Here is a 13,030-nt window from a genome sequence, read left to right as displayed (position 1 = left end):
GTTCACGCTGCGGACAGCCCTTGACAGGCGCGTGCACCGGATACCTCCACAGGATGAGTACGCCCGGCGCCGGACTGGTCTACCTTTGAAGTGATGACTACTGATAAGCCGCTGGGCAATGGCCCGGCCAATGAAGACAATGTGCTGGGCCGTTTTTACGGTGTTATTCCGGCCGGCGGGGTGGGGACCCGGTTGTGGCCGCTCTCGCGGGCGGCGGCGCCGAAGTTCCTGCATGACCTGACGGGGTCCGGGAGCACGCTGATCCGGGCGACGTATTCGCGTCTGGAGCCGTTGTGCGGGGACCGGACCATGGTGGTCACCGGGACCGCGCACCGCAAGGCGGTGCTGGCGCAGCTGCCGGAGCTGACGAAGAACAACCTGGTGCTGGAGTCCGAGCCGAAGGACTCCGCGGCCGCGATCGGGCTGGCCGCGGCGATCCTGTACCACCGGGATCCGCGGATCATCATGGGTTCCTTCGCCGCGGACCAGGTCATCAACCCGGTGGAGAAGTTCCAGGACGCGGTGCGCGAGGCGATCCATACCGCCGCCGGGGGCTACATCGTCACGATCGGGATCACCCCCACGCACCCCTCGACCGGGTTCGGGTACATCCGCACCAACGGGAACCTGGGCATCGAATCCGCGCCGAACGCACTCGGGGTGACCGAGTTCGTGGAAAAACCCGACGCCGAGACCGCGCAGGCGTACCTGGCCGAGGGCGGGTATTCGTGGAACGCGGGCATGTTCGTGGCCCCGGTGGAACTGCTGCTCAAGCACCTGGAGACCAACGAGCCGCTGCTCTACGCCGGTTTGATGGAGATCGCCGCGGCCTGGGACACCCCCAAGCGCCGCGACGTGGTCCGCCGGGTGTGGCCCGGGCTGCCGAAGACCGCGATCGATTACGCGGTCGCGGAGCCGGCCGCCGCGGCCGGGGACGTGGCGATGATTCCGGGCGACTTCTCCTGGGACGATGTGGGGGACTTCGCCGCGATCGGCCGGCTGAACGCCGCCTCGGAGACGAACAACCTGACCGTGCTCGGCGAGGGCGCACGGGTGTATGCGGAAAACTCCACCGGCATGGTGGTCTCCGATACCAAACGCGTGATCGCGCTGATCGGCATTGACGACGTCGTGGTGGTGGACACCCCGGACGCGCTGCTGATCACCACCAAGGAACACGCCCAGCAGGTCAAGAAGGCCGTCGAATCCCTCCGCGCCAGCGGCGACACCGACGTCCTCTGAAACGGGCCGCTTGGTTCGCTTAACGCGGGTACGTTGAACGCGGCTCTTCCGGCGGCAACTGGGTAGAGTTTGTCTGTGCAGACTATTTCAGAGACTTCGGACAGCATTCCCCGCATAGGTGTGTGGACGGCCCCGTTCGTGGACGGGTTGCGGCAGTTCCGTCGGGATCTGCACCAGCATCCGGAGTTGTCCCACAAGGAGTTCCGTACGACGGCCAACCTCATTGCCCGGCTGCGGGAGGCAGGGCTTGAGCCTGTGCCGCTGGAGGGCACCGGGCTGTACGTGGACATCGGCGAGGGGCCGCTGGCCATCGGCCTGCGTGCCGACATCGATGCGCTGCCGATCATGGAAGAGACCGGGCTGGAATACGCCTCGGTTAATAAGGGCATCAGCCACGCGTGCGGCCACGACATCCACACGACAGTCATGCTCGGCGTGGCCTTGGTGCTGTGCAAGCTGGAAATGGAAGGGGAGCTCGGCGGCCGGGTGCGCGTCATCTTCCAGCCGGCCGAAGAGACCATGCCGGGCGGCGCCTTGGCCGTGATTGAACAGGGCGTCCTGGTAGATGTGCCCCGTATCCTCGCCCTGCACTGCGACCCCCGCGTGGACGTAGGCCAAGTGGGCACCCGGATCGGCGCCATCACCTCGGCATCGGACACCATCCGGATCGAGCTCTCCGGACGCGGCGGGCATACCTCGCGGCCGCACCTGACCGAGGACCTGGTCTTCGCGCTGGCCGAGATTGCCGTCAACGTCCCGGCGGTGCTGAGCCGCCGGATCGACGTGCGCAGCGCGGTCTCCGTGGTCTGGGGCCAGATCCGCGCCGGCGCCGCGCCGAACGCCATTCCCGCACACGGGTTCATGGCCGGCACCATGCGCTGTCTCGACGGCGAGGCCTGGCATGCTGCGGGGGAGTTGCTCGATGAGGTGGTCACGCAGGTGGCGGCACCGTTCGGCGTCGAAGTGAAGCTTGAACACATCCGCGGCGTGCCTCCGGTGATCAACACCGAGCGGGAAACCGGTTTGATCGAAGCCGCCGCACGGCTGGAGCTTGGCCCCGGTTCCGTCATACTGACGCCTCAGTCCATGGGCGGCGAGGATTTCGCGTGGATGACGCAGGAAGTTCCCGGCGCGATGATGCGGCTGGGGACGCGGACGAAAGGCGGCGAGACGTTCGACCTGCACCGCGGCGACTACACGCCGGACGAGCACGCGATCGGCGTAGGAGTGCGCGTCATGGCCGCAGCCGCCGTCATGGCCTGCCGCGGCAAGGACCAGGGCTAGCAGCCTGACCGCAGATGAACCGGAGCCGGGGCACGCAGCCGGGCCCCGCCGTCGTCGTTTGTTCTGTGTCGATACCGGTAAGTAACAAATTTTCAACAATGTTCGTCCAAGTGCCGGAAATTGATACTCTGCCCTGCCCGCGGCCACTATTGTAGGCTCGTAACGCACCTGCAGGACGGGTGCGCCCGCCGCGCGGATGCCAGTGGTGACAGGACACGATCCTGACTGCACTCAGTGGTTTACGGCAGTGGGGCAATCTTTCTTTTTTGGAGGAACCTTGAAGAAATCACTGCGCACCATCAAGCGCGGCACCGGCCTGTCCGCGGCCATGCTCGGCGTATCTGCCCTCGTCCTCGCCGGTTGCGGCGCGCCTCCGGCCGAAACCGAAGGCAGCGCGGGAGCGGAAGGCGCCGATTACCTCGGCTGCATCGTTTCCGACTCCGGTGGCTTCGACGACCGTTCCTTCAACCAGTCCAGCTACGAAGGCCTGAAGATGGCCGAAGAGGGTCTGGGCATCCAGATCCAGCAGGCTGAGTCCCAGGCGGAAACCGACTTTGTGCCGAACGTGGACGAAATGGTGCAGTCCGGCTGTGACATGGTCCTGACCGTCGGCTTCCTGCTCGGCGATGTCACCAAGGAAGCCGCCGCCGCCAACCCCGAGACCCACTTCGCCATTGTCGACTACTCGGATCCCGAGTTCACCGACAACGTCAAGCCGATCGTCTACGACACGGCCCAGGCCGCCTTCATGGCCGGCTACCTGGCCGCCGGTGTCACCGAGACCGGCAAGGTCGCCACGTACGGCGGCATCCAGATTCCCACCGTCACGATTTTCATGGACGGCTTTGCCGACGGCGTGAAGTACTACAACGAGCAGAAGGGCGAGGACGTCCAGCTGCTCGGCTGGAACAAGGAGCGGCAGAACGGCACCTTTGTCGGCAACTTCGAAGACCAGGGCAAGGGCAAGACCAATACCCAGAACTTCATCAACGAGGGCGCGGACATCATCATGCCCGTCGCCGGCCCGGTGGGTCTGGGGACCCTGGACGCCGTGATCGAAGCCAACGAAGCAGGCAAGGAAGCCAAGGTCGTGTGGGTTGACTCGGACGGCTACGAAAGCGCCGGCAAGGGTGAAGAATTCATCCTCACCTCGGTCATGAAGGGCATGGCTGCCTCGGTCGAGGACGTTCTCCGGACCGATCTCGAAGGGAACTTCGACAGCACGCCGTACGTCGGCACACTGGAAAACGAGGGTGTCTCGCTGGCACCGTTCCACGACCAGGAAGCCAACGTTCCGGATGAGCTGAAGCAGGAGCTGGAGACCATTAAGGAATCCATCATCTCCGGCGAAATCACCGTTGAATCCGAGGCAAGCCCCAAGTAACAGCTGAACCGGCCGGACCGCCGCCGCCGTGCGTTCATCCGCATGGGGCGGCGGTTCGTTCTGTTATCGGTGCGATCGGTTTAGGCTGTAGACAGTTCGCCCGTTGCACGAAAACGTTCCGCTGACACCTACAAAGAACAGGTTGGTTGGGGTTTTGAAGCTCGAGCTAAAGGGAATTACCAAGAAATTCGGTTCCTTTGTTGCCAACGACCACATAGACCTCGTGGTCGAACCGGGACAGGTGCACAGCCTGCTTGGCGAGAACGGCGCAGGGAAGTCCACGTTGATGAACGTCCTCTACGGTCTGTACGAACCCACCGAGGGACAGATCCTGATCGACGGCAATCCGGTTGAATTCAACGGCCCCGGCGATGCCATGGTTGCGGGAATCGGCATGGTGCACCAGCACTTCATGTTGGTACCGGTGTTCACCGTGGCGGAGAACATCGCCCTGGGCAACGAGGCGACCAAAGCGGGCGGGATCCTCAACCTGGAGGAGACCCGGACCAAGATCCGGCAGATTTCCGAGCAGTACGGCTTCCACGTCGACCCGGACGCCGTGGTGGAGGACCTGCCGGTCGGCGTCCAGCAGCGGGCCGAGATCATCAAGGCGCTGGTCCGCGATGCCGAGGTGCTGATCCTCGATGAGCCTACGGCCGTCCTGACGCCGAAGGAAACCGACGAACTGCTCGCGATCATCGCCCAGTTGAAGTCGGATGGTAAATCGATTGTCTTCATTTCCCATAAGCTCCGCGAGGTCAAGACCGTCTCCGACCTGATCACGGTCATCCGCCGCGGCAAGGTGGTCGGCGATGCGGATCCCAACGCCTCCACCACCGACCTGGCCTCCATGATGGTGGGCCGCTCGGTGAGCCTGTCCCTTAACAAGGCCCCTGCCCAGCCGGGGGAAGCCACCTTCGCCATTGACGGCCTGACCGTGACATCGCCGACCGGACAGCGGGTGGTGGACAACGTCTCCCTGCAGATCGCCCAGGGCGAGATCCTGGCCGTCGCCGGTGTCCAGGGCAACGGCCAGACCGAACTCACCGAGGCCATCCTCGGCCTGCAGGAGCATGTCTCCGGTTCCATTCGGCTTGAGGGCAAGGAGCTGGTGGGACGCGGCACCAAGGAGATCATCAACTCCGGCGTCGGCTTTGTGCCGGAGGACCGCAGCGTGGAGGGACTGGTCGGCGCCTTTTCGGTAGCCGAGAACATGATCCTGAACCGCTATGACCAGGCGCCGTTCGCCAAGGGGCTGGCCATGAAGCCGGCGCTGGTCGCAGAGAACGCTGCCGAGCGGATCGCCGAGTTCGACGTCCGCACGCAGTCGGCCACTGCTGCCGCGGGCACGCTCTCCGGCGGCAACCAGCAGAAGGTGGTGATGGCCCGCGAGCTGTCCCGGCCGCTCAAACTCTTCATCGCGTCGCAGCCGACCCGCGGCGTCGACGTCGGTTCGATCGAGTTCCTGCATAAACGGATTGTGGCAGAACGCGACCAGGGCACACCGGTGATGATCGTATCCACCGAACTGGACGAAGTCCTGGAGCTGGCGGACCGCATCGCCGTGCTGTACCAGGGGCGGCTGATGGGCATAGTTCCCGGCAACACCTCGCGCGACACCCTGGGCCTGATGATGGCGGGGATGGGTGCGGAAGAAGCGCAAGGCACTGATCCGGCACGCACTGATCCTGAAAGCGGGGACAAATGAGCGAGGACGAGCGTAAGCACGCCCGGAAGAAAACCGACGAGCACGCCTCCGAGGTACGCCTTGAGGCCATGGTCGACACGGAGGACGGCCGGATTGCTCCGCCGCCGGTACCGGCCACCGCGCAAAGCGGAGACCTCCACCCCGAAGCCAGCTCGCAGACGGTAGTCCAGCGGATCATGAGCGGCGACGCCCTGGTGGCCGTGCTCGCCGTCGTACTCTCGCTGATTGCCGGCGGAATCCTGATTGCCCTGACCGACGAGGACGTTGCGCAGACAGCCACCTACTTCTTCGCCCGCCCGCAGGACATGCTGCTGGCTGCCTGGTCGGCCGCCTCCGAGGCCTACCTCGCGCTCTTCCAGGGGTCCGTCTTCAATTTCGAGGGCGAGACCTTCACACGGATGATCTCCCCGCTGATGCAGACCCTGACTGTAGCGACGCCGCTGATCTGCGCCGGCCTGGGCGTGGCGCTGGCCTTCCGCGCAGGCCTGTTCAACATCGGCGCCCAGGGCCAGATCATCATCGGTGCCACGCTGGCGGCCTGGGTCGGTTTCAGTCTGCACCTTCCGGTCGGCATCCACCTGCTGCTGGTGATCGTAGCGGGCATCATCGGCGGAGCGATCTGGGGCGGCCTGGTGGGCCTGCTCAAGGCGAAGACCGGCGCGCACGAGGTCATCCTGACCATCATGCTCAACTACGTGGCGATCTACCTGGTCACCTATTTCCTGACCACGCCCGCCTTCCAACGGCCCGGGTCGTCCAACCCGATCAGCCCCCAGTTGGATGAAACGGCCATGTACCCGCCGCTGTTCGGCGACGCCTTCCGACTGCACTGGGGCTTCATCGTGGCGCTGCTGGCCACGGTGTTCGTTTGGTGGCTGCTCAAGCGGTCGATCATCGGCTTCGAACTGCGCGCGGTGGGTGCGAACCCCGTGGCGGCGCGCACCGCAGGCATCAGCGTGACCAAGGGCTACGTTGTCGTCATGCTGATTGCCGGGGCGCTGGCCGGACTCGCCGGCGTGGCCCAGGTAGCCGGTACCGAACAGGTCCTGTCTTCCGGCGTGGCGGCCAGCTTCGGCTTCGATGCCATCACCGTGGCTCTGCTGGGACGCTCGACGCCGTGGGGAACGTTTTTTGCCGGGCTGCTGTTCGGCGCGTTCCGGGCCGGTGGCGTGACCATGCAGATCAGCACCGGGACCAGCATCGACATTGTGCTGGTGGTCCAGTCCCTGATCGTGCTCTTCATCGCGGCCCCGCCGCTGGTCAGGGCGCTGTTCCACCTGCCCGAGCCCGGCAAGACCAAGGGGCCCAGGAGCCCCAAGGGAGCCAAATCCCGCAAGCCCGCCACGACCGGAGGTTCAGCATGAGCACGGCAGTGTCAACCGCGCCCGAGCAGAGCACCACCCGCGCCGGCGCGGTGCGGAGCTGGAAGACTCCCATTACGCTGGCCGTGCTGGCCGTCTTCGCGCTGCTGGTCTTCGCCATCGGGGCGCCCGGCAACGAGGTGACCTTCCGGCTGTCCGACCCGGGGGATGCCATCGTGCTCCCGCCGATTGTCGTCTTCGCCCCGGTCATGGGCTGGATCGGCGCGGTCATCATGCTTGCCGCAGCCGCGCTGGCCTTCGTGCAGGTCCGGGCCGGCCGGCCGGTCCCCGGCTGGCTGATCGCCGTGTTCGCCGTCGTCTTTGTGGCGGCCTTCCTGAGCTGGATTGTCGGCAGCGCGCGCACACCCAACGTGGCGCTCTATGGGCTGCTGGCCGGATCCGTGACGCTGGCCGTGCCGCTGATCTTCGGCTCGCTCTCGGGCGTGCTGTGCGAACGCTCCGGCGTGATCAACATTGCCATTGAGGGGCAGCTGCTCTTCGGCGCGTTCTCCGCAGCTGTCGCGGGATCCCTGTCCGGCAGCGCCTTTGTCGGCCTGCTCGCCGCCGCCGTCGGTGGTGTCCTGGTCTCGCTGGTGCTGGCGGTGTTCAGCATCAAGTACCTGGTCAACCAGGTCATTGTCGGCGTGGTGCTCAACGTGCTGGTGTCCGGTCTGACCGGCTTCCTGTTCTCCACCGTGCTCAGCGCCGATGCCGAAACCTGGAACTCCCCGCCGCGCCTGCCGGTCATTTCCATTCCGTTCCTCTCCGACATTCCGATCATCGGACCCATCCTGTTCGAGCAGGCCATTGTGGGCTACCTGATGTATGTCGCCGTCGCGGTGATCTACGTGGGTCTGTTCCACACCAAGTGGGGCCTGCGGACCCGGGCCGTCGGCGAGCACCCCAAAGCGGCGGATACGCTGGGCGTCAAGGTCAACCGGATGCGCTTCATGAACGTGTCCCTGGCCGGCGTCGTGGCCGGACTCGGCGGCGCGTTCTTCACGCTAGTGTCCGTCTCCAGTTTCGGCCGCGACATGACGGCGGGGCAAGGCTACATAGCCCTCGCCGCGTTGATCTTCGGCCGCTGGAATCCGATCGGAGCCTTCTTCGCGGCCCTGCTGTTCGGCTTCGCCACCAATCTGCAGTACGTGCTCAGCTTCCTGGGCACCCCGGTACCCAACCAGTTCCTGGCCATGCTGCCGTACATCGTGACCATCTTCGCGGTCGCCGGCCTGGTCGGCAGGTCCCGGGCGCCGGCGGCCAACGGCGTGCCGTACATCAAGGGCTGACATGACACAGCTGCCAACGAATCCAACCAACGACGGCGGAATGTCACCTAACGATGGCGGGTCACCTCAGGTTGACCGGGCCAAGGCAGGCCGCGCGCAGGCGGACCGCCCAGAGGTGGACTGGGCCAGCCTGCAGGACGCGGCGCGCGCGGCCTCCGCGCACGCCTACGTGCCCTACTCGAAGTATCCGGTGGGCGCGGCGGCCCTGACCGAGGACGGCCGGATCGTCTCTGGGGCGAATGTGGAGAACGCCTCCTACGGCCTGACGCTGTGCGCGGAATGCTCGCTGGTCAGCGCACTGCATATGTCCGGCGGCGGGCGGCTAGTGGCCTTCAGCTGCGTCGACGGCGCCGGCAACATCCTCATGCCGTGCGGGCGCTGCCGCCAGCTGCTCCACGAATTCCGGGCGCCCGGCATGCAGCTGATGACCGTTTCCGGCATCAAGTCCATGGAAGAGGTCCTGCCGGACGCCTTCGGTCCCGAAAACCTGGGCTGAGTCCTGGCACGCTGAAAGAAGGAGAGCCACGTGAGTGAGAAGTTCGACGCCGTCGACATCATCCGGACCAAACGCGACAAGGGCACGCTGAGTCCGGAGCAGATCAGCTGGACCATCGACGCCTACACCCGCGGCGCCATTGCCGACGAGCAGATGTCCGCCCTGAACATGGCCATCCTCCTCAACGGCATGAGCCGCGAGGAAATCTCCCAATGGACGACGGCGATGATCGCCTCGGGCGAGAGGATGGACTTCTCCTCGCTCGGCAAGGCGACCAGTGACAAGCACTCCACCGGCGGCGTGGGGGATAAGATCACCCTGCCGCTGGCCCCGCTGGTGGCCGTCTTCGGCGTTGCCGTCCCGCAGCTGTCCGGCCGCGGGCTCGGGCACACCGGCGGAACCCTGGACAAGCTGGAGTCGATTCCCGGCTGGCGCGCGGACCTGTCCAACGACGAAATGATGGCGCAACTTGCCGAGGTCGGTGCGGTGATCTGCGCCGCGGGCGCCGGCCTGGCCCCGGCGGACAAGAAGCTCTACGCCTTGCGCGATGTCACCGGCACCGTGGAGGCCATCCCGCTGATCGCCTCCTCCATCATGAGCAAGAAAATCGCCGAGGGCACCGGTTCGCTGGTGCTGGACGTCAAGGTCGGCTCCGGTGCGTTCATGAAGGACGAGGACATGGCCCGCGAGCTGGCGGAAACCATGGTGGGCCTCGGCAAGGATGCCGGCGTGAACACGGTGGCCTTGCTGACCAACATGCGCACGCCGCTGGGACTGACGGCGGGCAATGCCATCGAGGTGGAGGAGTCCGTGGAGGTGCTGGCCGGCGGCGGCCCCCAGGACGTGGTGGAACTGACAATCCGGCTGGCCGAAGAAATGCTGCAGGCTGCCGGTGTGCCGGACGCGGATCCGGCCGCCGCGCTCAAGGACGGTCGGGCGATGGACGTCTGGAACCGCATGATTGAGGCGCAGGGCGGCGATCCGCGGGCCGCTTTGCCTGTCGCCAAAGAATCCGAAGTGGTCTATGCCGCAGCGGACGGCGTCCTGCTGGACCTGGATGCCCTCTCCGTCGGCATCGCCGCGTGGCGACTGGGTGCCGGCCGCGCCCGCAAGGAGGATCCGGTCCAGGCCGGTGCCGGAGTGCGGATGCATGCAAAACCGGGCGCGATGGTCCGGGCGGGCGAGCCGCTCATGACCCTGCTGACGGACACACCGGACAAATTCGATCGTGCGAAGGAAGCGCTGGCAGACGCCGTCGTTATTGGTCCCGAGGGGGACAGGCCCGCCCAGCAACTGGTCATCGACCGCATCGCCTGAGCGCCTACCCCAGTGCGCAAAAACTGGGGTAGAGGTAACTACATCGGATGGACAAACCTCTTCCGCAGCCGCCGCCTCGCAAGGATAATTGTTGCCATACCGGCGCCCGGGGGGAGTGGCCGGAGCCGCGGCTGTCTCAACCCGAGGGATGAGGCAGCCGCGGTGATCAGCGGCGCAGGACCTGCCGTTATGGGACGTGGGAATGATGCGCGCAGGATTGCGGGCACGTACCGTTATCTCAGGGGGTTGATCAGGGCAACACCCGATAGCGGCACTTATTGCAACGTGACATCGTTGGAATAACCAACCGGCGAACAGGATCATTCACGTGCAGGCTTTTATGGACGCTCTTAACGTCTTCATCATCGATGCGGCCGCCCAATGGTGGGTGTATCCGCTGCTTTTCGCGCTCTGCCTCATTGACGGGATTTTCCCGCCGGTGCCGAGCGAATCCGTGGTTGTCGCCCTTGCCGCGCTGTCCGTTTCGGCGGGCGTGCCGAATGTGTGGCTGGTCATGGCCATCGCCGCCGCCGGTGCCATAGCGGGGGACAACATTGCATATGTGATCGGCCGGCGCATCGGCTCGAACCGCTTCAAATGGATGCAGCGGCCGCGCGTCGCCTCGGCCTTCGCCTGGGCGCGGAAGGAACTCGACCGGCGCGGAGCCCTGCTGATCCTCAGCGCCCGCTACATTCCCATCGGCCGCGTTGCCGTCAACATGACCGCCGGCGCCACCGGGTTCCACCAGCGCAGGTTCGTCTTCTTCAGCATCATTGCCGGCATCTCCTGGTCGCTGTATTCCGTGGGCATCGGTGCCCTCGCCGGCCAGTGGTTCCACGACCACAGCCTGCTGGCAGCCGGCCTGGCCATCGTCATCGCCCTGGCCATGGGTCTCGTGGTGGACCATGGCCTGAAACTGCTCTACAAGCGCAAGGTGCGCAAGAGCCACGAGGCGGAGGACACCGCCTCGGCCACGGAAGATTCAGCAGCCGCTTCCAAGAGTGCGCACGCGCGGACCGGCACCCCGGTCTCGCACTGAACAGCGCGTTTTCCACCACCTCTACACAACGGCCGCCGAGGCGTGCATCGGTTCGGCTGTCAACGTAAGGTGGTGCCTGTGACTGAGCCTAATTACTCTGCTGACCCTGCCGCCGACGTCGACATTGATATCCGCAGCCTGCCCAAGGTTTCGCTGCACGACCATCTCGACGGCGGACTCCGCCCCGGGACCATCATCGAACTGGCCGCCGAAGTCGGCCACCAGTTGCCGTCCACCGACCCCGTCGCGCTGGGCGAATGGTTCCGGGAGTCCGCGGACTCCGGCTCGCTGGTCCGCTATCTGGAAACGTTCGACCACACCGTAGCCGTGATGCAGACCAAGGAAGGCCTGCACCGGGTCGCCAAGGAGTTCGTCGAGGATCTGGCGGACGACGGCGTGGTGTACGGCGAGGTGCGCTGGGCGCCGGAGCAGCACCTCACCAAGGGGCTGACGCTGGATGAGGCAGTCGAAGCAGTCCAAGCCGGGCTGGAAGCAGGGGTGGACGCAGTCGAAGCCAGCGGCCGTCCCATCCAGGTCGGTCAACTGATTACCGCCATGCGCCACGCGGACCGCGGCCAGGAAATCGCCGAGCTCGCCATCCGGCACCGGGACAAGGGTGCCGTCGGCTTCGACATCGCCGGCGCCGAGGACGGCTTCCCGCCCTACCGGTTCAAGGACGCCTTCACCTACCTGGCCGAAAACCAGTTCCCGGTCACCATCCACGCCGGCGAGGCCGCCGGGCTGGACAGCATCGTGGACGCCCTGGTCAGCGGCCGCGCCCTGCGCCTGGGCCACGGCGTGCGCATCGCCGAGGACATCCAGGTGGACTTCACCCCGAACGAAGAGAACGACGCCGACCTGGGCCTCGTCACGCTGGGCCGCGTTGCCGCCTGGGTCCGGGACCGGGGGATCGCGCTGGAATGCAGCCCGTCCTCGAACCTGCAGACCGGTGCCACGGCGCCCTTTGGCGAGGGCATCGAAAACCACCCGTTCGACCTGCTGTACCAGACCGGCTTCAAGGTCACGATCAACGCTGACAACCGCTTGATGAGTGGCGTGACGCTCACCGACGAGTACGAGCTGCTGGTCGAAACGTTCGACTACGATCTCGATGACCTGCTTGAAATCACGCTCAACGCAGCCGAAGCGGCCTTCCTGCCGCTTGAAGAGCGCGAAGCACTGGTCGAGTACATCGCCGAGGGGTTCAGGGCCTATCAGGGCTGAACCTGCCATGGCTGAAAGCACGACGGCGGTCGGCCGGCTTGTGCAGGTCGTGGCGCAGCTGCGCGAGCATTGCTTGTGGACAGCTGCGCTCACCCACGAGTCCTTGGTCGAGTACCTGATCGAGGAATCCCACGAGCTGGCCGAGGCCATCGAGGCCGGGCCGGGCGCCACGGCCGCCGAACTCAAGGGCGAGCTGGCCGACGTCCTCTTCCAGGTGCTGCTGCATGCCCGCATCCAAGAGGAGGCCGGCAACTTCAACTTCGAGGATGTGGCCGAGTACCTGAGTGCAAAGCTGGTCCGCCGGAACCGGCATGTGTTCAAGCCCGACGGTTCGCTGCAGGAGTCCTTCCCCGAAAGCATCGAGGAGATCGTCGCCAGCTACGATGCGGTCAAGCAATGTGAGCGCCCCGAACGGGACAGCCCGTTCGACGGCATCCCGCCGACCTTGCCCGCACTGACGCTGGCGGCGAAGTCGATCGACCGGGCCCGGCGCGCCGGCTTCCCGGTGGACCAACAGCCCGGCGCCTCCGCAGCCGGAAACCAGCCACCGGCTTCCGAAACCGAACTCGGAGACCTGCTGCTCGCCGTCGTCAGCCAGGCCTCTGCCGCAGGCCTGGACGCGGAGCAGGCGCTGCGGGGTGCGGTGCGCCGGTTTCAACGCGGCGTAACGGGCGCATAAGCGCGCC

General features: G+C 65.8%; 11 protein-coding genes. All 11 read left to right on the top strand.

Annotated elements, in window-relative coordinates; all coding sequences use genetic code 11:
• The first annotated feature begins 93 nt into the window (after positions 1–93).
• The 11 genes from AC3A4M_RS06200 (at position 94) to AC3A4M_RS06150 (ending at position 13,023) form a co-directional block, all read left to right on the top strand.
• A complete protein-coding gene (locus tag AC3A4M_RS06200; protein ID WP_498734651.1) occupies positions 94–1,242 on the top strand; it encodes a mannose-1-phosphate guanylyltransferase in 1,149 nt (382 codons plus the stop codon).
• Between the two features lie 105 nt (positions 1,243–1,347).
• A complete protein-coding gene (locus AC3A4M_RS06195; protein WP_498733435.1) occupies positions 1,348–2,526 on the top strand; it encodes an amidohydrolase in 1,179 nt (392 codons plus the stop codon).
• A gap of 277 nt (positions 2,527–2,803) precedes the next feature.
• Positions 2,804–3,910: a BMP family lipoprotein gene (locus tag AC3A4M_RS06190; protein WP_498734650.1), complete on the top strand. Its 1,107-nt coding sequence runs from the start codon at positions 2,804–2,806 to the stop codon at positions 3,908–3,910.
• Positions 3,911–4,064: 154 nt separating this feature from the next.
• Entirely contained in the window at positions 4,065–5,618 is a 1,554-nt protein-coding gene (locus AC3A4M_RS06185; RefSeq protein WP_498734648.1) for an ABC transporter ATP-binding protein, read from the top strand.
• On the top strand, positions 5,615–6,982 hold the full coding sequence (locus AC3A4M_RS06180; protein WP_498734646.1) for an ABC transporter permease: 1,368 nt from the start codon (positions 5,615–5,617) through the stop codon (positions 6,980–6,982). The genes AC3A4M_RS06185 and AC3A4M_RS06180 overlap by 4 nt, the downstream gene beginning before the upstream one ends.
• Positions 6,979–8,268 (top strand): ABC transporter permease, encoded by a 1,290-nt coding sequence (locus AC3A4M_RS06175; protein ID WP_498734645.1) that lies wholly within the window; start codon positions 6,979–6,981, stop codon positions 8,266–8,268. Before AC3A4M_RS06180 ends, AC3A4M_RS06175 begins: the two co-directional genes overlap by 4 nt.
• 1 nt (position 8,269) lies before the next feature.
• Positions 8,270–8,764 (top strand): cytidine deaminase, encoded by a 495-nt coding sequence (locus AC3A4M_RS06170; RefSeq protein WP_498734644.1) that lies wholly within the window; start codon positions 8,270–8,272, stop codon positions 8,762–8,764.
• Positions 8,765–8,794: 30 nt separating this feature from the next.
• Complete coding sequence (locus AC3A4M_RS06165) at positions 8,795–10,081, top strand: thymidine phosphorylase (RefSeq protein WP_498734642.1); 1,287 nt, start codon at positions 8,795–8,797, stop codon at positions 10,079–10,081.
• A gap of 340 nt (positions 10,082–10,421) precedes the next feature.
• Positions 10,422–11,120 carry a DedA family protein gene (locus AC3A4M_RS06160; RefSeq protein WP_498733293.1) on the top strand — a complete coding sequence of 233 codons (699 nt, stop codon included), beginning with the start codon at positions 10,422–10,424 and terminating at the stop codon, positions 11,118–11,120.
• A 78-nt stretch (positions 11,121–11,198) separates the two neighbouring features.
• Entirely contained in the window at positions 11,199–12,344 is a 1,146-nt protein-coding gene (locus AC3A4M_RS06155) for an adenosine deaminase (protein WP_074699251.1), read from the top strand.
• Positions 12,345–12,351: 7 nt separating this feature from the next.
• A complete protein-coding gene (locus AC3A4M_RS06150; RefSeq protein ID WP_498734640.1) occupies positions 12,352–13,023 on the top strand; it encodes a MazG nucleotide pyrophosphohydrolase domain-containing protein in 672 nt (223 codons plus the stop codon).
• Positions 13,024–13,030: the final 7 nt, after the last annotated feature.

Source organism: Arthrobacter sp. Soil_C_60, assembly GCF_057656375.1.
The sequence above is the reverse complement of the archived record's forward strand: the minus strand, read 5'-3'. Positions and strand labels throughout refer to the sequence as shown.

What these genes read in the sequence shown, in the direction of transcription:
- AC3A4M_RS06200 (WP_498734651.1), top strand. Translation starts at nt 94, where the DNA reads ATGACTACTGATAAGCCGCTGGGCAATGGCCCGGCCAATGAAGACAAT.
- AC3A4M_RS06180 (WP_498734646.1), top strand. Translation starts at nt 5,615, where the DNA reads ATGAGCGAGGACGAGCGTAAGCACGCCCGGAAGAAAACCGACGAGCAC.
- AC3A4M_RS06175 (WP_498734645.1), top strand. Translation starts at nt 6,979, where the DNA reads ATGAGCACGGCAGTGTCAACCGCGCCCGAGCAGAGCACCACCCGCGCC.
- AC3A4M_RS06170 (WP_498734644.1), top strand. Translation starts at nt 8,270, where the DNA reads ATGACACAGCTGCCAACGAATCCAACCAACGACGGCGGAATGTCACCT.
- AC3A4M_RS06160 (WP_498733293.1), top strand. Translation starts at nt 10,422, where the DNA reads ATGGACGCTCTTAACGTCTTCATCATCGATGCGGCCGCCCAATGGTGG.
- AC3A4M_RS06150 (WP_498734640.1), top strand. Translation starts at nt 12,352, where the DNA reads ATGGCTGAAAGCACGACGGCGGTCGGCCGGCTTGTGCAGGTCGTGGCG.